The sequence below is a fragment of the Bacillus vallismortis genome (assembly GCF_004116955.1).
GTDB classification, from domain to species: Bacteria; Bacillota; Bacilli; order Bacillales; family Bacillaceae; genus Bacillus; species Bacillus vallismortis.
This window is the reverse complement of the sequence record NZ_CP026362.1, coordinates 3,347,501-3,368,550: the sequence shown is the minus strand read 5'-3', so window position 1 is coordinate 3,368,550 and position 21,050 is coordinate 3,347,501. Positions and strand designations below refer to the sequence as shown.

General features: G+C 44.0%; 20 protein-coding genes, 4 tRNA genes and 4 rRNA genes. 25 read left to right on the top strand and 3 right to left on the bottom strand.

Going from position 1 to position 21,050, the window contains the following annotated elements:
- The first annotated feature begins 9 nt into the window (after positions 1-9).
- The 12 genes from BV11031_RS17705 to BV11031_RS17650 all read left to right on the top strand — a co-directional run bounded on the left by BV11031_RS17705 (position 10) and on the right by BV11031_RS17650 (position 8,295).
- The gene (locus BV11031_RS17705; protein WP_010330119.1) at positions 10-990 is read left to right on the top strand and encodes an XkdQ/YqbQ family protein; all 981 of its coding nucleotides are present in this window, start codon (positions 10-12) and stop codon (positions 988-990) included.
- Entirely contained in the window at positions 987-1,253 is a 267-nt protein-coding gene (locus tag BV11031_RS17700) for a DUF2577 family protein (RefSeq protein ID WP_010330118.1), read from the top strand. Before BV11031_RS17705 ends, BV11031_RS17700 begins: the two co-directional genes overlap by 4 nt.
- A 12-nt stretch (positions 1,254-1,265) precedes the next feature.
- Positions 1,266-1,691: a DUF2634 domain-containing protein gene (locus BV11031_RS17695; protein ID WP_010330117.1), complete on the top strand. Its 426-nt coding sequence runs from the start codon at positions 1,266-1,268 to the stop codon at positions 1,689-1,691.
- On the top strand, positions 1,684-2,730 hold the full coding sequence (locus BV11031_RS17690) for a baseplate J/gp47 family protein (protein WP_010330116.1): 1,047 nt from the start codon (positions 1,684-1,686) through the stop codon (positions 2,728-2,730). The genes BV11031_RS17695 and BV11031_RS17690 overlap by 8 nt, the downstream gene beginning before the upstream one ends.
- Positions 2,714-3,292: a YmfQ family protein gene (locus BV11031_RS17685; protein ID WP_010330115.1), complete on the top strand. Its 579-nt coding sequence runs from the start codon at positions 2,714-2,716 to the stop codon at positions 3,290-3,292. Before BV11031_RS17690 ends, BV11031_RS17685 begins: the two co-directional genes overlap by 17 nt.
- Positions 3,289-3,561: a hypothetical protein gene (locus tag BV11031_RS17680; RefSeq protein WP_010330114.1), complete on the top strand. Its 273-nt coding sequence runs from the start codon at positions 3,289-3,291 to the stop codon at positions 3,559-3,561. The genes BV11031_RS17685 and BV11031_RS17680 overlap by 4 nt, the downstream gene beginning before the upstream one ends.
- A gap of 3 nt (positions 3,562-3,564) precedes the next feature.
- Positions 3,565-5,322, top strand: coding sequence for a pyocin knob domain-containing protein (locus tag BV11031_RS17675; protein ID WP_010330113.1), 1,758 nt, complete (start codon positions 3,565-3,567; stop codon positions 5,320-5,322).
- A gap of 11 nt (positions 5,323-5,333) precedes the next feature.
- Positions 5,334-5,663, top strand: a complete 330-nt coding sequence (locus tag BV11031_RS17670) for an XkdW family protein (protein ID WP_010330112.1) — start codon at positions 5,334-5,336, stop codon at positions 5,661-5,663.
- Positions 5,660-5,824 (top strand): XkdX family protein, encoded by a 165-nt coding sequence (locus BV11031_RS17665; RefSeq protein ID WP_010330111.1) that lies wholly within the window; start codon positions 5,660-5,662, stop codon positions 5,822-5,824. The genes BV11031_RS17670 and BV11031_RS17665 overlap by 4 nt, the downstream gene beginning before the upstream one ends.
- A 90-nt stretch (positions 5,825-5,914) precedes the next feature.
- On the top strand, positions 5,915-6,808 hold the full coding sequence (xepA, locus tag BV11031_RS17660; protein WP_010330110.1) for a phage-like element PBSX protein XepA: 894 nt from the start codon (positions 5,915-5,917) through the stop codon (positions 6,806-6,808).
- 45 nt (positions 6,809-6,853) lie between these two features.
- The gene (locus BV11031_RS17655) at positions 6,854-7,276 is read left to right on the top strand and encodes a phage holin family protein (protein ID WP_010330109.1); all 423 of its coding nucleotides are present in this window, start codon (positions 6,854-6,856) and stop codon (positions 7,274-7,276) included.
- A gap of 44 nt (positions 7,277-7,320) precedes the next feature.
- On the top strand, positions 7,321-8,295 hold the full coding sequence (locus tag BV11031_RS17650; RefSeq protein WP_010330108.1) for an N-acetylmuramoyl-L-alanine amidase: 975 nt from the start codon (positions 7,321-7,323) through the stop codon (positions 8,293-8,295).
- A 38-nt stretch (positions 8,296-8,333) separates the two neighbouring features.
- Here BV11031_RS17650 and BV11031_RS17645 read toward each other — a convergent pair whose 3' ends face one another.
- Both BV11031_RS17645 and BV11031_RS17640 read right to left on the bottom strand, forming a co-directional pair.
- Positions 8,334-8,618: a hypothetical protein gene (locus tag BV11031_RS17645; RefSeq protein ID WP_014112422.1), complete on the bottom strand. Its 285-nt coding sequence runs from the start codon at positions 8,616-8,618 to the stop codon at positions 8,334-8,336.
- 5 nt (positions 8,619-8,623) lie between these two features.
- Complete coding sequence (locus BV11031_RS17640) at positions 8,624-10,336, bottom strand: ribonuclease YeeF family protein (protein ID WP_010330106.1); 1,713 nt, start codon at positions 10,334-10,336, stop codon at positions 8,624-8,626.
- Between the two features lie 142 nt (positions 10,337-10,478).
- On the opposite strand from BV11031_RS17640, the gene BV11031_RS17635 reads away from it, so the two are divergent.
- The 3 genes from BV11031_RS17635 (at position 10,479) to BV11031_RS22685 (ending at position 12,626) form a co-directional block, all read left to right on the top strand.
- A complete protein-coding gene (locus BV11031_RS17635; protein ID WP_010330105.1) occupies positions 10,479-11,012 on the top strand; it encodes a hypothetical protein in 534 nt (177 codons plus the stop codon).
- A 341-nt stretch (positions 11,013-11,353) separates the two neighbouring features.
- The gene (locus BV11031_RS17630; protein WP_010330103.1) at positions 11,354-12,484 is read left to right on the top strand and encodes a Rap family tetratricopeptide repeat protein; all 1,131 of its coding nucleotides are present in this window, start codon (positions 11,354-11,356) and stop codon (positions 12,482-12,484) included.
- Positions 12,474-12,626 (top strand): hypothetical protein, encoded by a 153-nt coding sequence (locus tag BV11031_RS22685; RefSeq protein ID WP_010330102.1) that lies wholly within the window; start codon positions 12,474-12,476, stop codon positions 12,624-12,626. Before BV11031_RS17630 ends, BV11031_RS22685 begins: the two co-directional genes overlap by 11 nt.
- Positions 12,627-12,655: 29 nt before the next feature.
- On the opposite strand, the gene BV11031_RS17625 is transcribed toward BV11031_RS22685, so the two are convergent.
- Positions 12,656-12,988: a YolD-like family protein gene (locus BV11031_RS17625; protein ID WP_010330101.1), complete on the bottom strand. Its 333-nt coding sequence runs from the start codon at positions 12,986-12,988 to the stop codon at positions 12,656-12,658.
- 105 nt (positions 12,989-13,093) lie between these two features.
- On the opposite strand from BV11031_RS17625, the gene BV11031_RS17620 reads away from it, so the two are divergent.
- The 10 genes from BV11031_RS17620 (at position 13,094) to BV11031_RS17575 (ending at position 21,025) form a co-directional block, all read left to right on the top strand.
- A complete protein-coding gene (locus BV11031_RS17620; protein ID WP_010330100.1) occupies positions 13,094-13,321 on the top strand; it encodes a hypothetical protein in 228 nt (75 codons plus the stop codon).
- Positions 13,314-13,526 carry a LexA family protein gene (locus tag BV11031_RS17615; protein ID WP_010330099.1) on the top strand — a complete coding sequence of 71 codons (213 nt, stop codon included), beginning with the start codon at positions 13,314-13,316 and terminating at the stop codon, positions 13,524-13,526. The genes BV11031_RS17620 and BV11031_RS17615 overlap by 8 nt, the downstream gene beginning before the upstream one ends.
- Positions 13,527-13,858: 332 nt before the next feature.
- Positions 13,859-13,933 (top strand) — tRNA-Gly (locus BV11031_RS17610).
- Positions 13,934-13,970: 37 nt separating this feature from the next.
- Positions 13,971-14,047: transfer RNA gene (locus tag BV11031_RS17605), tRNA-Arg, on the top strand.
- Between the two features lie 25 nt (positions 14,048-14,072).
- Positions 14,073-14,149 (top strand) — tRNA-Pro (locus tag BV11031_RS17600).
- 7 nt (positions 14,150-14,156) lie between these two features.
- Positions 14,157-14,229: transfer RNA gene (locus BV11031_RS17595), tRNA-Ala, on the top strand.
- Between the two features lie 170 nt (positions 14,230-14,399).
- Positions 14,400-15,949 (top strand): 16S ribosomal RNA (locus BV11031_RS17590).
- A gap of 170 nt (positions 15,950-16,119) precedes the next feature.
- Positions 16,120-19,047 (top strand): 23S ribosomal RNA (locus BV11031_RS17585).
- Between the two features lie 128 nt (positions 19,048-19,175).
- Positions 19,176-19,291 (top strand): 5S ribosomal RNA (rrf, locus tag BV11031_RS17580).
- A 184-nt stretch (positions 19,292-19,475) separates the two neighbouring features.
- A 16S ribosomal RNA gene (locus BV11031_RS17575) occupies positions 19,476-21,025 on the top strand.
- The 16S, 23S and 5S rRNA genes sit together here with 4 tRNA genes alongside, the layout of an rRNA operon.
- The last annotated feature ends 25 nt before the right edge of the window (positions 21,026-21,050 follow it).

The window sequence follows — 21,050 nt, the reverse complement described above, 5'->3', positions numbered from 1 at the left end:
GGTGATGACATGATAGAACTTTTCGTCATTAAAGAAACGGAGTGGCTTGAGCTGGTAACTGAAAGTGTTTCTCTTGAGGGACAACGGTATCAGGCACCCCGATCGATCACAGCAAAGATCATAACGAAACAAGGAACCCATTCATATTACAGCGTATCAGAAGGGGATACGGTTCTGTTTAAGTGGAAAGGGAAAGAGCTGTTTCGAGGTATTGTGTTTTCTCGCAATCCGGAAGAACATGGGCTGACCTTTACGGCTTATGACATGCTGCAATATCTGGTTAAGAACAAAGATGCTTATGTGTTCTCCAATAAGCGTGCAGACGAGATTATAAAACGATTGGCGAGGGATTTTCAAATCCCGACGACGTCCATTGCAAATACGGGTTACACCATTAAATCCCTTGTGTTCAAAGACGATACGAGCCTTTATGACATGATTCTGAAAGCCTTGAAACAAACGAAAAGCCAAACCGGAAGGAATTATCAATTATATTCTGCGAAGGGAAAGCTTGGACTTCGCGCTTGGCCTGATCCGTCAGAAGTATGGGTGCTGGAGACGGGTGTGAATATCACCGGATATCAATACAGCACGTCCATTAATGACACAGCCACAAGAGTAAAGCTGCGGCGTCAGAAAGACAATAAAACTTATACGGCTACCGCAAGTGACAACACGGGTATCAGCAAATACGGCGTGCTTCAGTATGTAGAAACGGTTTCCGATAACATTAACCAGGCGCAGCTTCAGGAGCGTGCGAAAGTCAAACAGGCACAGAGAAAGGGTGTAAAAAAAGAACTCAAAAGTATTCAAGCGATTGGGATTCCGGATCTTCAGAGTGGTTTGCCCGTCTATATTTCAATTCCGGAAGTTGGGGTTAAGAAGACATACTGGATCGATACAGACAAACACGAATTTAAAGGATCGACACACACGATGACCATTGATGTGGTTGAGAAAAATTCTATCCCTGATGGTGTTTCCTCATGAGATTAAGTGAAGCAATCAAACATTTGGCTGTCGGTGCAGTTGATTCTGAGTCACCGGTGGATATTATGCCGGCTGAAGTGGTTTCCGTTTCTCCTGTTGAAATTAAACTCAATGAAAATGAAAAGCTAATTATTCCGTCTGATTTGATTATTATTCCTAAACGGCTGCGCGCTGGAGGAGATGAAGAACTAAAGATGGGTGAGAATGTGATGGTTGTCTCCTTAAAAGGCGGACAATCATTTTTTATTCTCGACAAAATATAGGGGGTGCCTGGGTTGGCCCTTTCGCCAGAAATTGAATTTGATGATATTGAAGATAACAGCGAAGTCATAGAGACCTCGCAAACCTACAAAATAGATTTTGAAAATGGCCGTATCACAAATGAAATCATCACAGGCCTTGAAGCGATCAAGCAGTTTGTATATTTATCCCTTCATACTGAGCGATACGCCTATTCTGTTTTCAGCCATGACATTGGAAATGAGCTTCAAGACGTCCTAGCAGATAATGAAACAACAGACGCATATAAGAAAATGGAGATCCCGCGGCTGATAGAGGAAGCACTGATCTATGACGATCGTGTTTCCTCTGTGTCAGATTTTGAAATAGAAAAACAAGGTGATTCGTTCCATGTTTCCTTTACAGTCGAAACGGACGAGGGAACATTGGAGATCGAGGAGGTGCTTGGTGAGGATGTTTGAAGATCAAACCCTTGAAGAAATCATGGACCGAATGCTGAACAGAATTTCAGCAGACATTGATACAAGGGAAGGCAGCGTGATTTATAATGCCTTAGCTCCCGCAGCCGCAGAATTGGCCAAGTCTTATATTTGGCTCGATACGGTACTGGAACTTGTCTTCTCGGACACAGCACAAGGGGAATTTTTAGATCGTCGGGCTACTGAAGCCGGCATCGAGCGAACGGCTGCCACGAAAGCAGTCAGGGCAGCGGAGTTTACTGAAGGAGTAACCATTCCAGTGGGTTCCCGCTTTTTTGTTGATAACCTCTATTTTCAATATACAGCTGACGGGACGTTGGAATGTGAAACAGCCGGGGAAGCGGGGAACGCGAATATTTCCGGCCAGAATCTATTGTCATTGGATACCATTCCAGGACTTCAAAAAGCAATTGTGAAAGAGATCCTGATTCCTGGACGTGAAGAAGAGAATGATGACAGTTTAAGAGCGAGATATTTTACCCGCGTACGCCGGGAAGCTGTTAGTGCAAATAAAGAGCATTATAAGCAGTGGGCGGAAGAAGTTGACGGAGTCGGAAAGGCAAAAATCTTTCCGCTTTGGAACGGGGACGGAACTGTCAAAATTGTCGTGACTAACGCTAACTTGGAACCTGCATCCGATATTTTAATTTCCAAGGTCAAGAACTATATTGATCCTGAACCCGGACAAGGCGAGGGACAAGCGCCAATAGGTGCCTTTGTCACAGTAGAGAGTGCGGTTTGGAAAGAGATAGAGATATCGGCTAAGGTACTTCCTGAGGTCAATAGCTCTATTGACCAGGTGAAGCAGGAAATTGAATCAGGTGTTTTAAATCTCTTTAAAAAGATGGCCTTTGAAGATAACGTTATCCGCTTATCACAGATCAATAATATCGTTTACAATTCACCTTCAGTAAGTGATTACGCAGATATTAAAATAAACGGTTTGGCTGAAAATTTGGTTCTGAGTGACGTGGAGATCCCTAAATTGGGGCAGGTGAACATCATTGAGCAAAATCGATGAAATGATTGCTTACCTGCCGCCGTTCCTTACCAAATTGAAAGAAATGGCTGAACTTCTTCAGGTAGAAGCTCCAGAATTTGAAAAGCAAAATAATAGCATCTTTGATCTGACAGATCAGCTGTTTGTCACAACAGCAACCTGGGGACTTGAGCGGTGGGAAAAAATATTGAACGTGCCTCGAGAGTCCGGTGATACGTACGAGATCCGCCGGCTGCGGCTGATCTCAAAAATGTCCAATATACCGCCCGCAACATATATGGCCATTGAACAGGCATTGAATAGGTTCCTGAAGAATCCGTCCACTCAGGTCCGGCTACTTCCTGGAGAGTACCGTTTTAATGTTGATATTGATATAGATGATATGCAGCACATGAGCGAGCTCATAGAAACATTGGAGAATATGAAGCCAGCTCATTTGGCATATACCTTGCGAGCTGCTTTAAATGAGCCACTCCAAATAAAAGATACTGTCATTTTGAATAACAGACGATATCGAAAGGTAAGTGAGCTGATGGTGGGTTATTCCGTCACGCTCAATAATAACGAGGTGGTTTTACCATGATTACGCAAGTTTATAGAGAGCGTACAGCTGCAGATTTGAAAAGTAGAATATCGAAAGTGCTGCTGAATGGAAATGAAACAAAGATTGTGGAAATAACCATTCAGGGCGCAGTTGTCACGGTACTTACTCATCGAGAAGAAGATATTAAACACATTGAGAGTGTTCAGGTCCTTGATGAGCAAAACAACGTGATTACGGAAAGAACAACAGATTTAGATGTAAGTAACAACAGAACGCTGGATTTTAGATTTACTTTTGAGGTGGTGTAACAAATGGCATATGAAGCAAAAACAGACTGGCTGCCGGATGATCCGATCAATGAGGATGATGTGAACCGTTGGGAGAAAGGTATTGAAGACGCGCATAAAGATTTAGCCGCACATAAAAATGACATGAACAACCCTCACAAGGTGACAAAGGAACAATTGGGATTGGGGAATGTTGATGACGTCAAACAGGCTGATTATTATGAGTTTCGACAACATAATTTTAACAATGAGCGCCATGTTTCAAAAAACGAGAAAGACAAATGGAATGCAGGACAGCTCTATAAACTAACGCAAGATAATGGCAGGGTATTTTATAAAACCAGCAGTGAAACAACTGATTATAATGAACTTACTGACACTGGGATGTATCTGATATACAATGCCGGATTAAACGGGCCAGGCTTGACCCAATGCTTTCTCCTTGTTATGAGCTATGGAAATACGCTCGTTCAAACTGCGTATGATGCCATGAATGGTTTGAAAACCTTCAATCGAATCCGTAAAAACGACTGGGAAACGTGGACACCTTGGATTGAGATGGAAACCGAAGAGGGAGCTCAAAAGAAAGTCGATGCGCATGCCAATAAAACAGATATCCATGTTACTAAAAGTGATAAGGATAAATGGAATGGTGCTCAACTATCTAAAATTACAAATGATGTTGGGGGTGTATCTTTTGCAGTGCATGAAGGCGAAGATATGCTCCAGGCAATTATAGATAGAGGTAGAAGTATGGGCACCTTTTATGCAAATGGAAAAGCGGTAAATTCTCCTTCTACCGCCTCTACGAGAGGGTTTTATCAAATGACAAACCAATCATCTGATGGTAAAGGCAGCTATGGCTGGGTTTATGCCATGGACTACAGAAATAATGTCTTTACGAATTATTGGGACAGTAATACTGTCGGATGGCAGGGGTGGAAGAAGCTCGAAACAGAAAATGCATCACAAGAGAAAGCTGACAAGGCTCTTTCAGATGCAAAAGCATTTGTTCAAAACAACTTTACAAATCAGAAGCTCACCCTCCTCACGGGAACAAATGCAATTCAAGACGCGAGAACTAGCGGAGAATCATATCCGCTTGGGCTTACTCTTATGGATATTGGCCAAGGAAATACGACTGGATATCCTTTGCGATATGGAATTGTAAAAAACGAGAAGTTTAATAATTCTCGCTTCACACAATACTTTTACGGCACAGGTAATGAGTCTGGAACTTATATTGACAGTACGGGTGTATGGATCAGGCATTGGTGGAGTGGTTCGGGGTGGACTCCGTGGGAAAAGATATCTGGATTTGTGCATACGAATATTGGTACAACCGGGAAGCAGCTTCTTATAAAAGGGGAACAGCAGAAAGTTCGGTTTAATAGAAAGATAAAAGACAGTCATAATGCTTTTGATGTCACTAATAACCGGTTTATCTGTCCTAATAGCGGTATGTTTTTAGTCAATGCAGGTTTATATATAGAGAACGTTCAAAGATATGCCAACTATGAGATGGAGATTTATCTTAACGGAAAGATTTATAAAAACATAGCACATTACAGAAATAGTCCAGCAAATCCTTCTGATACAACACAATTCAATGTAGGTGTTTATGGAGCCGCCACTGTTCCGGCTAATGCAGGCGATTATATAGAGATTTATCTCTATGTTGGATATGACGGGGATGTTCAACGTTATATTACTGACAACTCGGGATGGTATAACTATTTTGATATCACTGAAATGGGTGGAAGAAATTATCCGAGATTTTAGGAGGTGCATTTATGATTTTGTATGATGCAATTATGTACAAGTATCCTAATGCGGTACCGAGAAAGGACTATGAATTGCGGAACGACGGTAACGGTTCATATATTGAGAAATGGAATCTCCGGGCGCCGTTACCTACTCAGGAGGAATTGCAAGCCTGGTGGGAAGAATCTAAAAGCAATCCACCATATGAGCCTCCTGATCAGGTCGAGTTACTTGCACATGAATTGTCACAAGAGAAGCTGGCCCGCAAAAAGCTTGAAGAATTAAACCAAACATTAGGAAATGCTCTGTCTGAAATAAAGCTACAGCTGCTTTCCTTACAAGGAGAGAATAACGTATGAATTATTGGGTATTGGCTTTGTATTATAACTGGGCTACTGCTGAAATGGTGAAGCAGGCAATCCATTACAAAGATTGCTCGCCCGAAGATTTACAGGAAGGAATAGAAAAAAATCTAATCACTGCAGAACAGTATAAGGAGATCACAGGAGAAGCCATTTAGGGCTTTTTTATTTTGCCTGAAAGGGGGTGGGCGCGATGTAACGCCTATGATTGGCAGTTAAAGATAAACAATAGTAAGGAGGATTTGTAAATGGTGATGTATAGTTTTCAATTTCCAACAGATGCAGCAGGTAAACCGGGGGCAGCCAAGCCATACAGAGAAGGAAACAGAGATTTTGTAGTGCCGGTAGCTGCCATTTCGGGTAATGCAGAGCTGCTGACAAACAAAGTCTTAAAAGCAACCGAGGTATATACACAGTATGGCCAAGATCGATTAGGTCAAGTCTTAATTTCAAAGGTAAAAGGTCATGCTTATTCTGATCGTGAAGGAACATTATTCATCGAAGAAAGTAATGATGCGAATACGTGGTCCACAGTTTCATCATTGGTTGTTAAAGCGAATACGCTTGGCGAGACTGAATGGATTTATTTAACCCAGCGATATTTCCGCTTCAGGTATGCAAACGGTAATCTGCAACAGTCCGAATTCTTGCTTTATCAGTCGCTTGGCGCTGGGGAAGAAGATATAAATATTAAACAAGCTGTTCCTATTACGTCAGCTGCTCCGCTCGCAATGCAAATAGATAAGAGCAACTTAACCGATGATGGCCGCTTAAAAGTTCAGACTGAAGGCTTGAATATCAGCTCATTAGACACTCAAGCAAAAACAATGGATGTTGTTTTTCATGATAAAACAGAAACAATCGGGGAAGGTACTCTGTTAACTGTTGGATCATTTAAAACGTTGCTCATTGAGGTTTATGGGACAGCTGAGACAAGTGAATTAATATTTTGGGGTAAATCCTTATCTGGTACAAAACGAGCTCTGAGAGGGCAAAAAGTGGACGATGGCACGTTTGCTACTAGCACAACAGGGAAGTCAGAAGCCTGGTCTTTTGATATTACCGGTTTTAAAGAAATCGTGATGGAACTCAAATCTTTGACGAATGGAAACTTTTCAGTAAGAGGGACAGCCGTCTCATAAAGTCAGGCTGTCCTTTTATTTTGCCTCTAAGGAGGTGATAAAGAAATGGAGGAAACGAGTGTGTTTATTAACTTTGAAACGTTGGATTTAGCGAGAATTTATTTGTTTGGTGGTGTGAAGTACCTTGATTTATTGTTAGTTCTCAGCATCCTTGACGTTATAACAGGCGTAATTAAGGCGTGGAAATTCAAGAAGTTACGTAGCCGAAGTGCTTGGTTTGGTTATGTCCGAAAAATGCTTAGCTTTCTAGTGGTCATCTTGGCAAATATCGTCGATACTATTCTCAATCTGAACGGTGTTCTAACATTTGGAACCGTTCTTTTTTATATTGCAAATGAGGGGCTTTCAATTACTGAGAACCTGGCACAGATCGGCGTTAAGATTCCGGCGGCTATCACGGACCGGCTTCATGTAATTGAAGAAGACAACGAAAAAACAACTAAAAACAAAGAACAAGCTGCTGGGTAACTGGCAGCCTTTTTTATCTAAAAAAAGAATAGGAGAGGAAACATATGACAATCTCAGTTAAAAAGAATCTTGTATCAGAAGCTAAATATGCTTTGAAATGTCCAAACCCCATGACGGCGGAATACATTACCATCCATAACACGGCAAATGATGCGTCAGCTGCTAACGAGATCAGTTACATGATTGGAAACACCAGTTCAACTAGTTTTCACTTTGCCGTTGATGACAAAGAGGTTATTCAAGGACTACCATTAAATCGCAATGCATGGCACACAGGTGACGGAACAAACGGTCCCGGGAATCGTAAGTCGATTGGTGTCGAAATCTGTTATAGCGAGTCCGGAGGTGCTAAATACTACGCTGCTGAAAAGCTGGCGATCAAGTTTGTGGCGCAGCTGCTTAAAGAACGCGGCTGGGGTGTTGATCGAGTTCGCAAACATCAAGACTGGAACGGGAAATTTTGCCCTCACCGGATTTTGTCAGAGGGTCGATGGGATGAAGTAAAAGCCGCTATCGCTGATGAATTAAGAAAAATCGGAGGCGAAAGCTCAGCGTCTTCAGGCGGCTCTTCAGGATCCGGAACAACATATACAGTGAAAAAAGGTGATACTCTTTCTGCAATAGCAAAAGAGCACGGAGTGAGTGTGGCAAATCTTCAGAGCTGGAATAACATTAAAGATCCGAATAAAATTACAGTTGGACAAAAGTTGAAACTAAAAGGATCCATTTCATCCAGCAGCGCTAAAACAAGCGGCAAAAAGACATCATACCCGCTTCCTTCCGGAATTATTAAAGTGACAAGTCCGATGACGAAAGGAACAAATGTCAGACAAGTTCAAAATGCTCTTGCTGCTCTTTATTTTTATCCGGATAAAGGGGCGAAAAATAATGGCATTGATGGCGTTTATGGGCCGAAAACAGCAAATGCAGTCAAACGATTCCAGTCAGTAAGTGGTCTGACTGCTGATGGCGTTTATGGACCTAAGACAAAAGCGAAAATTGAAGAGAAATTGAAATGAAAAAGGCCCTGCCTCTTTATGAGGGGGCCTTTTTGTTTTTATCTCCATCTCCAGTTTATTTCGTTATCTTCTTCGTAGATTCCTGGTAAAGAAATCCCTACTTTTTTTTGCTCATCATCGATGATAAACCAATTATCATCATCTAGTAGAGCATCATCAAACTTCTCGATTGCAGAGGGATCATCTTCATCCACCACTGCTCTAAAAAAATCTTTGAATTTTTCCATATTGTCATTAGGTTTAATTTTTCCATAAGCCCAAGGTCCTTCTATTGTTGCTCCATCTATCTCACCTAAGCACTCATTTTGATAATAAAGAAACATTCTCTTCACTCCTTAGGAAACATTTTGAAGTATTCTTTTGGTATCTCACCCTTAACAAAATACTCTGTATCTCTACTAGTCCATTTTAGAGCTTTTTTCTTCCAGTTTTCTGTTTGTCTCGTGTCGTTTTTTATAAGTCTCTCAATTTGTTTTGGATTTAGGATAGCAACTCCTTTTAGTTCTCCAGAACGTATGGCTTTTCGTAGAGCTGATATATTTAATTCAATAGTATATTCCCCGTAACCTTTTGCTATCTTTTTGTTAATTGTAAAACTGGTATATGGACTATTGGATTTTCCACCTTTCCTATACCCTCCTAAAATATGTTCTGTAACAGTTACCTGACGGCCTTGATACATTCCACTTTTGTTTGCGGGGACAAGGTTCCCGGTCTCAGGTGAAATATGAGATTTACCGATACCATTTGGTCTTTTTGTTGCATAAGGGAAATCTTCTCCTCTGAATAAGTTGGAAGGTTTACCTGCGCCAGAATTTATTTTTAATGCTTTACCTGCACCAATCATTCCTATCGGAGCAATTGAGGCAAGCGCACTGTTTAAGCTGTTTTCACGTCTCTCCTCGGAAATCTTATTCCTAAACATATCGCGGCCGGTTATTGCTTCACTAAAACCATTCGCTGACGCAAGACCGTAGAGTCCTTTACTGGAGTTTTGAAGGGCAGGGAATGTCTTAGAAGTTTTATAGATATCAAGCGCTTTGTCTGCCCTATAGATGGCTTTGCTCGTTGAGTAAACAGCTTTTCCGCCTTTGGCTAATTTCCCGGCCCAGCCAACTATAGGGATGTATCCTGCCGCAGCCATTGCGCCAGCTGCCACCCGTTGCCCATCAGTTAATTTTTCACCGGTGACTGGATCGACGCCATCAGCAGCTCTCTTATAATCATAATATCCGGAGACTTCCCCCGTAAAATTACAAACGACATCCCAGGTCTTTTCATACCATGGCCTATTTGCGAGCTCCTCTTGTTCCTTCGCAATTCTTCTTTGTTCGGCCTGCTGATCTTTAAAGGAAATATAGTCAGTAGTTTGTTTTTTTACATCCTCGGTCATCTTATGAATTTCACTGTCCCTATAAGCCTTGGCATTATAGTGGATGGGAGAGGCGCTCTTGCCTTTTGCTGTAGCGTTCATGAGTGCTTGGTAATCAGCCTGAATCATTTGTTCATTTGCTTCTGAAAGGGCGTATTCTGACGTTAGGTTTTCATCGACTTCACTTATTTTCTCGACTGTATTTTTTCGTTTTTTCTCAGCAGAAGATAACTCATTTTTAAAATCTTCCGTTGAAAAAACATCTAAGGGAAGGATATCGTGTATTTCATTTAAGATGTCTTTGATGGCCTTTTTCTGTTCTGACATGATGGATTTTGATTTAGAATTAGCATTGGCCAACTCATGCTCTAAGAAAGATTCTTCTATGTAGGCATCTGATAAGCTAGCGTCTTCCAAAATACCAGGAATACTCGTTAAAAAAGAAATTTTCATCTCAATTAGATCAATCCATTGGTCAGCAATGCCAGCCTGATCTTCATAAAATGATTTAATGTTATTGGCGCCTTTACCAGAAAACTCACTATCATCTAAATCAGCGACAGCTTTAAATGCTTTCTTTAATTTAACCATTTGATTCCTTGTTACTTTATATTCCTTTGCTCGGTTTTCAGCTTCAGAAAGCAGTGATTTAGCTTCAAATACTTTCATTATCTATCCCTTCTAAACTGTTTTGATATCAAAATATTACCACGTGATTGATAATTATGTAAAATATGGTTGATAAGTGCATGGATAATTGATATAACAATATTAGGTAATACTAATCATTTCCAAAGGAGGAGTTTCAAAGTTGATTACCTTAAAGAAAAATTGGAAGTCTATTGTTGCCTTGATGTGTGCTTTAGCTTTATCTGTAGCGGTGTTTACGCCATTTGCTAATGCGCAAAATCTTTCAGAAGAAGACCAATTAGCACAGGAAATGCAGTTTATATTTGATGAAGCATCTACTCTCGAAAATGGCAAATATGTTGTAAATGAGCAATTAGTCTCTGAAAAATTCGGACCTGAGAACGTTGCGCCTATCGTTGCCTTTGTTAAAATGGTTAATGGTGAGGAGCTCACTGAATCTGACCTAGTAGGTGTTCCAAATCCTGCAGGAGATTTCTCGACAGCATCATATATGGGTTGCTTGAAAGACAAGATCATTGACTTCACTGGAATCGGCTTTATTACAGGTGGTTTACAAAAATTACTTGAAAAGAAACTCTGGAAAGAAGCTGCAATTCAGATCATTAAAATAGTAGGTAAAAATGCCATTAAGGGCGGAGTAGTTGGTTTAGCTGCAAGTTTAGCTTGGTTTAGTGTACGTTGTATCGGTAAATAAAAACGCTAAAGGGGATGTTCTAACATGAAAAGTATGAAGTACATATTGTTTTTCTTGGTCTCTTTAATTTTACAAGCTATTTTGTTCTTCGGTATAAAGAGAGATTCGGGGATAACTATACTCGACATGTTAGTTATGTCCTTGTTATTCAGTTTGTTTTTGTTTTTAATTGATAGAGTCCTTACAAAAAAGCAGGCGTAACGCCTGCTTTTTTATTATGAATTTTATTTTTAAGAATTATGAATTGAACCGAAGAAAAAGTTTGCGGTTTTTTTGCGGACAAGCATTATATGGAAAATGATAAAATATTACATAAAAAGGATGGAGAGGGAGGTTAAGCCATGGATTTGGTTTTGCCATCGTCACATGTAGGCGTTAAAATCAACGACTGGTATAAAATGATTCGTCAATTCAGTGTTCCGGATGCTGAAATTTTGAAAGTTGAAGTTGAACAGGAAATTAAAAAAATGGAAGAGGACCAGGATTTACTGATATATTATTCTCTTATGTGTTTTCGTCATCAGTTGATGCTCGATTACTTAGAACCGGAGAAAAAGTATAGGACGTCACGACCGAGTATAGCTGAATTACTTGAAAAGATTGAAACTCCACAAAAAAAACTAACTGGACTCCTGAAGTATTACTCGTTATTTTTCCGCGGTATGTATGAATTTGATCATAAAGAATATGTAGAGGCCATAAACTTTTATCGTAAAGCAGAAAAAGAACTTTATGCTGTAAAGGATGAAATTGAGCAGGCGGAATTTCATTTTAAAGTAGCTGAAGCATATTACAATATGAAACAAACGCACGTCTCTATGCATCATATATTGAAAGCACTTGAAGTATATGATCAGCACCCACTATACAAAGTCCGTAAAATTCAAAGTCTATTCGTAGTTGTTGGTAACTATCTCGACTTTAAACATTACGAAAAAGGTTTACAGCATCTTGAAGAAGCTTTAAAGTTGGCTAAAGAATTAGGTCATAAAAGGCTAATTACTTCAGCACTTTACAATCTAGGCGAGAGTCACCACTATATGGACCAAACTGATATAGCTGAAGAGTATTTAAAAGAGTCTATTGCTGTTGGTGAAGAAATAAAGTCCCAGACACTCCCTCACTGTTTTTATTCATTGGCTATTGTTTTGTTCAAACAGAAAAAGGATGAGGCAAGTATAATCTTACAAAAGGGTTTAGAGTTATCGAAAGAATATGAAGATCATCTTTTTGTATTGTTGAATGAGTATTTGAAAGCATTATACGTCGAAGGTGGTAATGAGAAAGCACTCACCAAAATATTAGATAAACTAAAAAATATCCACATGTTTTCATATATAGAAGAATTGACACTTCTCACAGCTAATTACTTCAAAGAGTCAAAAGACTATGAAAATGCTACAATGTATTATGATCAGATGGTTGAGGCACAACTTCAAATTCAGCGAGGTGATTGCTTGTATGAATATTAAAAAGCAAATCGGTTTGTCTGTTTCCTCCATAGTTATTGTGGCTGGGTTAATTGCTTTTATTGGAGGCAGTTTGCAAGTGCATACTGATTTATCTAACACAAAAAAAGAAGAAATGCAAATGGCTGCAAGATTACAAACATAACTTGCAGTGCCCCTCTCGTTTAGAGAGGGTTATTTTGTTTCTGCAAAAACAAGCCAATCAAATGCTATATAATTAGTATCCCCTTTAAAATCCTTTACATGTAGATTTTGATTAACTTCATTTATGTAATGAACATGTCCGGTTACGTCCTCAATAAAGCCATTTCTATAAAAACTAATGGTCATAGCCGCATTGTTCTCCATTGCTTCAGAAATAACCCGCGCCATTTCCTCAAGTTGGTATCCATCAAGAACAGGCTTTTCAATTTTTTTGGTTTCGATCTTTCTATGTAATAAAGCTTCTCTGTGTTCGGGCAAGATAAATTTTTGTTCCCACCGTTTATCAAAAATTCCTTCAGACATGTTCATCACTCCTTGAGTAAATAATAACAGAACAAACATTCGCTTTTCAACTTGAAACAGAACTAACGTTCGTATAAAATAATGGTAAAGAAGGAGGAGGAAAGCATGGAATCGATTTTAAAACGTTCATTAAATGAGAAAACAGCATTAGATATGATTTATATGAAAAATGACGGCCTTATCACAAAGAGATCAATTATTGTTCGGCAAATTAAGCAGGGTTACATTCGAGCTTATTGTTTCACCAGCCGACAAACAAAGACGTTTACTATCGAAAATATCCTTGCAGTTTCTCCTGCAACAACTAAAAGAGGGGTCAGGAATTATGCGTAAAATCACAGAGAGACAATTAGAAGCGTTGAAGGCAATTGAAAAACATATAAAGGAAAAGGGGTTTCCTCCATCATATAGAGAACTAATGAAAGAACTAAGTTTGAAATCAACAAGCACAGTAAAAGGCCTTTTGGATGCATTAAGAAGAAAAGAATATGTAACTTGGGAAGAAGGATTACCAAGAACATTGAAAGTTGTTAAATGAAAGCCATCTTATAATAGATGGTTTTTTATTTTGGGCTCATTTTTAATTTTAATGAATTATTTGTTCGGGGTTAATTTCAGGTGTCCGCCACCCAGGGTGGCAGAAAGGTGGCAAACACGATTATTCGCCACCTTTCTAAATTTGTTTAAACCGTATTGACATTTATCAAAACCCTGCTATAATTACTTTTGTCCTAAGAAACCGGATATAAACTTTCAAGATGCTCTTCCATGGTAAGGAAGAGGTCAGCGGTTCGAGCCCGCTTGGAAGCTTTATTAAGGTATTATTATCAAGGTTTCTCAAAAAGGAGAAAGCTTTTTTTATTGCGATATGCGGAAGTAGTTCAGTGGTAGAACACCACCTTGCCAAGGTGGGGGTCGCGGGTTCGAATCCCGTCTTCCGCTCCATTTTTATCCTAGTGGGATATTTTAAAATGCACTTGTTGCGCCCGTAGCTCAATTGGATAGAGCGTTTGACTACGGATCAAAAGGTTAGGGGTTCGACTCCTCTCGGGCGCGCCATCATTATTTTAAATGAATAGACAATCGGGAAGTAGCTCAGCTTGGTAGAGCACATGGTTTGGGACCATGGGGTCGCAGGTTCGAATCCTGTCTTCCCGACCATTCCAATGGGGCCTTAGCTCAGCTGGGAGAGCGCCTGCTTTGCACGCAGGAGGTCAGCGGTTCGATCCCGCTAGGCTCCACTAAATGTTTTTAAAAAAGTTGTTGACTTTGAAGAAGTAACGTTATATACTAATAAAGTTGCTTTAACAAAGCGCACAAAAAAATGATCTTTGAAAACTAAACAAGACAAAACGTACCTGTTAATTCATTTTTATAAATCGCACAGCAATGTGCGTAGTCAGTCAAACTTTTATCGGAGAGTTTGATCCTGGCTCAGGACGAACGCTGGCGGCGTGCCTAATACATGCAAGTCGAGCGGACAGATGGGAGCTTGCTCCCTGATGTTAGCGGCGGACGGGTGAGTAACACGTGGGTAACCTGCCTGTAAGACTGGGATAACTCCGGGAAACCGGGGCTAATACCGGATGCTTGTTTGAACCGCATGGTTCAAACATAAAAGGTGGCTTCGGCTACCACCTACAGATGGACCCGCGGCGCATTAGCTAGTTGGTGAGGTAATGGCTCACCAAGGCAACGATGCGTAGCCGACCTGAGAGGGTGATCGGCCACACTGGGACTGAGACACGGCCCAGACTCCTACGGGAGGCAGCAGTAGGGAATCTTCCGCAATGGACGAAAGTCTGACGGAGCAACGCCGCGTGAGTGATGAAGGTTTTCGGATCGTAAAGCTCTGTTGTTAGGGAAGAACAAGTGCCGTTCAAATAGGGCGGCACCTTGACGGTACCTAACCAGAAAGCCACGGCTAACTACGTGCCAGCAGCCGCGGTAATACGTAGGTGGCAAGCGTTGTCCGGAATTATTGGGCGTAAAGGGCTCGCAGGCGGTTTCTTAAGTCTGATGTGAAAGCCCCCGGCTCAACCGGGGAGGGTCATTGGAAACTGGGGAACTTGAGTGCAGAAGAGGAGAGTGGAATTCCACGTGTAGCGGTGAAATGCGTAGAGATGTGGAGGAACACCAGTGGCGAAGGCGACTCTCTGGTCTGTAACTGACGCTGAGGAGCGAAAGCGTGGGGAGCGAACAGGATTAGATACCCTGGTAGTCCACGCCGTAAACGATGAGTGCTAAGTGTTAGGGGGTTTCCGCCCCTTAGTGCTGCAGCTAACGCATTAAGCACTCCGCCTGGGGAGTACGGTCGCAAGACTGAAACTCAAAGGAATTGACGGGGGCCCGCACAAGCGGTGGAGCATGTGGTTTAATTCGAAGCAACGCGAAGAACCTTACCAGGTCTTGACATCCTCTGACAATCCTAGAGATAGGACGTCCCCTTCGGGGGCAGAGTGACAGGTGGTGCATGGTTGTCGTCAGCTCGTGTCGTGAGATGTTGGGTTAAGTCCCGCAACGAGCGCAACCCTTGATCTTAGTTGCCAGCATTCAGTTGGGCACTCTAAGGTGACTGCCGGTGACAAACCGGAGGAAGGTGGGGATGACGTCAAATCATCATGCCCCTTATGACCTGGGCTACACACGTGCTACAATGGACAGAACAAAGGGCAGCGAAACCGCGAGGTTAAGCCAATCCCACAAATCTGTTCTCAGTTCGGATCGCAGTCTGCAACTCGACTGCGTGAAGCTGGAATCGCTAGTAATCGCGGATCAGCATGCCGCGGTGAATACGTTCCCGGGCCTTGTACACACCGCCCGTCACACCACGAGAGTTTGTAACACCCGAAGTCGGTGAGGTAACCTTTTAGGAGCCAGCCGCCGAAGGTGGGACAGATGATTGGGGTGAAGTCGTAACAAGGTAGCCGTATCGGAAGGTGCGGCTGGATCACCTCCTTTCTAAGGATATATTACGGAATATAAGACCTTGGGTCTTATAAACAGAACGTTCCCTGTCTTGTTTAGTTTTGAAGGATCATTCCTTCGAAACGTGTTCTTTGAAAACTAGATAACAGTAGACATCACATTCAATTAGTAAGACAAGATATCACATAGTGATACTTTTTAACGGTTAAGTTAGAAAGGGCGCACGGTGGATGCCTTGGCACTAGGAGCCGATGAAGGACGGGACGAACACCGATATGCTTCGGGGAGCTGTAAGCAAGCTTTGATCCGGAGATTTCCGAATGGGGAAACCCACCACTCGTAATGGAGTGGTATCCATATCTGAATTCATAGGATATGAGAAGGCAGACCCGGGGAACTGAAACATCTAAGTACCCGGAGGAAGAGAAAGCAAATGCGATTCCCTGAGTAGCGGCGAGCGAAACGGGATTAGCCCAAACCAAGAGGCTTGCCTCTTGGGGTTGTAGGACACTCTGTACGGAGTTACAAAGGAACGAGGTAGATGAAGAGGTCTGGAAAGGCCCGCCATAGGAGGTAACAGCCCTGTAGTCAAAACTTCGTTCTCTCCTGAGTGGATCCTGAGTACGGCGGAACACGTGAAATTCCGTCGGAATCCGGGAGGACCATCTCCCAAGGCTAAATACTCCCTAGTGACCGATAGTGAACCAGTACCGTGAGGGAAAGGTGAAAAGCACCCCGGAAGGGGAGTGAAAGAGATCCTGAAACCGTGTGCCTACAAGTAGTCAGAGCCCGTTAACGGGTGATGGCGTGCCTTTTGTAGAATGAACCGGCGAGTTACGATCCCGTGCAAGGTTAAGCAGAAGATGCGGAGCCGCAGCGAAAGCGAGTCTGAATAGGGCGCATGAGTACGTGGTCGTAGACCCGAAACCAGGTGATCTACCCATGTCCAGGGTGAAGTTCAGGTAACACTGAATGGAGGCCCGAACCCACGCACGTTGAAAAGTGCGGGGATGAGGTGTGGGTAGGGGTGAAATGCCAATCGAACCTGGAGATAGCTGGTTCTCTCCGAAATAGCTTTAGGGCTAGCCTCAAGGTAAGAGTCTTGGAGGTAGAGCACTGATTGGACTAGGGGCCCCTACCGGGTTACCGAATTCAGTCAAACTCCGAATGCCAATGACTTATCCTTGGGAGTCAGACTGCGAGTGATAAGATCCGTAGTCGAAAGGGAAACAGCCCAGACCGCCAGCTAAGGTCCCAAAGTATACGTTAAGTGGAAAAGGATGTGGAGTTGCTTAGACAACCAGGATGTTGGCTTAGAAGCAGCCACCATTTAAAGAGTGCGTAATAGCTCACTGGTCGAGTGACTCTGCGCCGAAAATGTACCGGGGCTAAACGTATCACCGAAGCTGCGGACTGTTCTTCGAACAGTGGTAGGAGAGCGTTCTAAGGGCTGTGAAGCCAGACCGGAAGGACTGGTGGAGCGCTTAGAAGTGAGAATGCCGGTATGAGTAGCGAAAGAGGGGTGAGAATCCCCTCCACCGAATGCCTAAGGTTTCCTGAGGAAGGCTCGTCCGCTCAGGGTTAGTCGGGACCTAAGCCGAGGCCGAAAGGCGTAGGCGATGGACAACAGGTTGATATTCCTGTACCACCTCCTCACCATTTGAGCAATGGGGGGACGCAGGAGGATAGGGTAAGCGCGGTATTGGATATCCGCGTCCAAGCAGTTAGGCTGGGAAATAGGCAAATCCGTTTCCCATAAGGCTGAGCTGTGATGGCGAGCGAAATATAGTAGCGAAGTTCCTGATTCCACACTGCCAAGAAAAGCCTCTAGCGAGGTGAGAGGTGCCCGTACCGCAAACCGACACAGGTAGGCGAGGAGAGAATCCTAAGGTGATCGAGAGAACTCTCGTTAAGGAACTCGGCAAAATGACCCCGTAACTTCGGGAGAAGGGGTGCTCTGTTAGGGTGCAAGCCCGAGAGAGCCGCAGTGAATAGGCCCAGGCGACTGTTTAGCAAAAACACAGGTCTCTGCGAAGCCGTAAGGCGAAGTATAGGGGCTGACGCCTGCCCGGTGCTGGAAGGTTAAGAGGAGCGCTTAGCGTAAGCGAAGGTGCGAATTGAAGCCCCAGTAAACGGCGGCCGTAACTATAACGGTCCTAAGGTAGCGAAATTCCTTGTCGGGTAAGTTCCGACCCGCACGAAAGGCGCAACGATCTGGGCACTGTCTCAACGAGAGACTCGGTGAAATTATAGTACCTGTGAAGATGCAGGTTACCCGCGACAGGACGGAAAGACCCCGTGGAGCTTTACTGCAGCCTGATATTGAATGTTGGTACAGCTTGTACAGGATAGGTAGGAGCCTTGGAAACCGGAGCGCCAGCTTCGGTGGAGGCATCGGTGGGATACTACCCTGGCTGTATTGACCTTCTAACCCGCCGCCCTTATCGGGCGGGGAGACAGTGTCAGGTGGGCAGTTTGACTGGGGCGGTCGCCTCCTAAAAGGTAACGGAGGCGCCCAAAGGTTCCCTCAGAATGGTTGGAAATCATTCGCAGAGTGTAAAGGCACAAGGGAGCTTGACTGCGAGACCTACAAGTCGAGCAGGGACGAAAGTCGGGCTTAGTGATCCGGTGGTTCCGCATGGAAGGGCCATCGCTCAACGGATAAAAGCTACCCCGGGGATAACAGGCTTATCTCCCCCAAGAGTCCACATCGACGGGGAGGTTTGGCACCTCGATGTCGGCTCATCGCATCCTGGGGCTGTAGTCGGTCCCAAGGGTTGGGCTGTTCGCCCATTAAAGCGGTACGCGAGCTGGGTTCAGAACGTCGTGAGACAGTTCGGTCCCTATCCGTCGCGGGCGCAGGAAATTTGAGAGGAGCTGTCCTTAGTACGAGAGGACCGGGATGGACGCACCGCTGGTGTACCAGTTGTTCTGCCAAGGGCATCGCTGGGTAGCTATGTGCGGACGGGATAAGTGCTGAAAGCATCTAAGCATGAAGCCCCCCTCAAGATGAGATTTCCCATTCCGCAAGGAAGTAAGATCCCTGAAAGATGATCAGGTTGATAGGTCTGAGGTGGAAGTGTGGCGACACATGGAGCTGACAGATACTAATCGATCGAGGACTTAACCACATTTTGATTGATGTCATATCTGTTATCTAGTTTTGAGAGAACATCTCTCTAAAAGGCGGAAAGAAACTCCGCTAAGGGCTCTCACATCCTGTGAGAAACGCCCAGTACCTTCATCCTGAAGGCATTTGTTTGGTGGCGATAGCGAAGAGGTCACACCCGTTCCCATGCCGAACACGGAAGTTAAGCTCTTCAGCGCCGATGGTAGTCGGGGGTTTCCCCCTGTGAGAGTAGGACGCCGCCAAGCAGTTGCACGCTAGTGTAATTAAATAAGAAAAAGTTGTTGACTTTGAAGAAGTAACGTTATATACTAATAAAGTTGCTTTAACAAAGCGCACAAAAAAATGATCTTTGAAAACTAAACAAGACAAAACGTACCTGTTAATTCATTTTTATAAATCGCACAGCAATGTGCGTAGTCAGTCAAACTTTTATCGGAGAGTTTGATCCTGGCTCAGGACGAACGCTGGCGGCGTGCCTAATACATGCAAGTCGAGCGGACAGATGGGAGCTTGCTCCCTGATGTTAGCGGCGGACGGGTGAGTAACACGTGGGTAACCTGCCTGTAAGACTGGGATAACTCCGGGAAACCGGGGCTAATACCGGATGCTTGTTTGAACCGCATGGTTCAAACATAAAAGGTGGCTTCGGCTACCACCTACAGATGGACCCGCGGCGCATTAGCTAGTTGGTGAGGTAATGGCTCACCAAGGCAACGATGCGTAGCCGACCTGAGAGGGTGATCGGCCACACTGGGACTGAGACACGGCCCAGACTCCTACGGGAGGCAGCAGTAGGGAATCTTCCGCAATGGACGAAAGTCTGACGGAGCAACGCCGCGTGAGTGATGAAGGTTTTCGGATCGTAAAGCTCTGTTGTTAGGGAAGAACAAGTGCCGTTCAAATAGGGCGGCACCTTGACGGTACCTAACCAGAAAGCCACGGCTAACTACGTGCCAGCAGCCGCGGTAATACGTAGGTGGCAAGCGTTGTCCGGAATTATTGGGCGTAAAGGGCTCGCAGGCGGTTTCTTAAGTCTGATGTGAAAGCCCCCGGCTCAACCGGGGAGGGTCATTGGAAACTGGGGAACTTGAGTGCAGAAGAGGAGAGTGGAATTCCACGTGTAGCGGTGAAATGCGTAGAGATGTGGAGGAACACCAGTGGCGAAGGCGACTCTCTGGTCTGTAACTGACGCTGAGGAGCGAAAGCGTGGGGAGCGAACAGGATTAGATACCCTGGTAGTCCACGCCGTAAACGATGAGTGCTAAGTGTTAGGGGGTTTCCGCCCCTTAGTGCTGCAGCTAACGCATTAAGCACTCCGCCTGGGGAGTACGGTCGCAAGACTGAAACTCAAAGGAATTGACGGGGGCCCGCACAAGCGGTGGAGCATGTGGTTTAATTCGAAGCAACGCGAAGAACCTTACCAGGTCTTGACATCCTCTGACAATCCTAGAGATAGGACGTCCCCTTCGGGGGCAGAGTGACAGGTGGTGCATGGTTGTCGTCAGCTCGTGTCGTGAGATGTTGGGTTAAGTCCCGCAACGAGCGCAACCCTTGATCTTAGTTGCCAGCATTCAGTTGGGCACTCTAAGGTGACTGCCGGTGACAAACCGGAGGAAGGTGGGGATGACGTCAAATCATCATGCCCCTTATGACCTGGGCTACACACGTGCTACAATGGACAGAACAAAGGGCAGCGAAACCGCGAGGTTAAGCCAATCCCACAAATCTGTTCTCAGTTCGGATCGCAGTCTGCAACTCGACTGCGTGAAGCTGGAATCGCTAGTAATCGCGGATCAGCATGCCGCGGTGAATACGTTCCCGGGCCTTGTACACACCGCCCGTCACACCACGAGAGTTTGTAACACCCGAAGTCGGTGAGGTAACCTTTTAGGAGCCAGCCGCCGAAGGTGGGACAGATGATTGGGGTGAAGTCGTAACAAGGTAGCCGTATCGGAAGGTGCGGCTGGATCACCTCCTTTCTAAGGATATATTACGGAATATAAG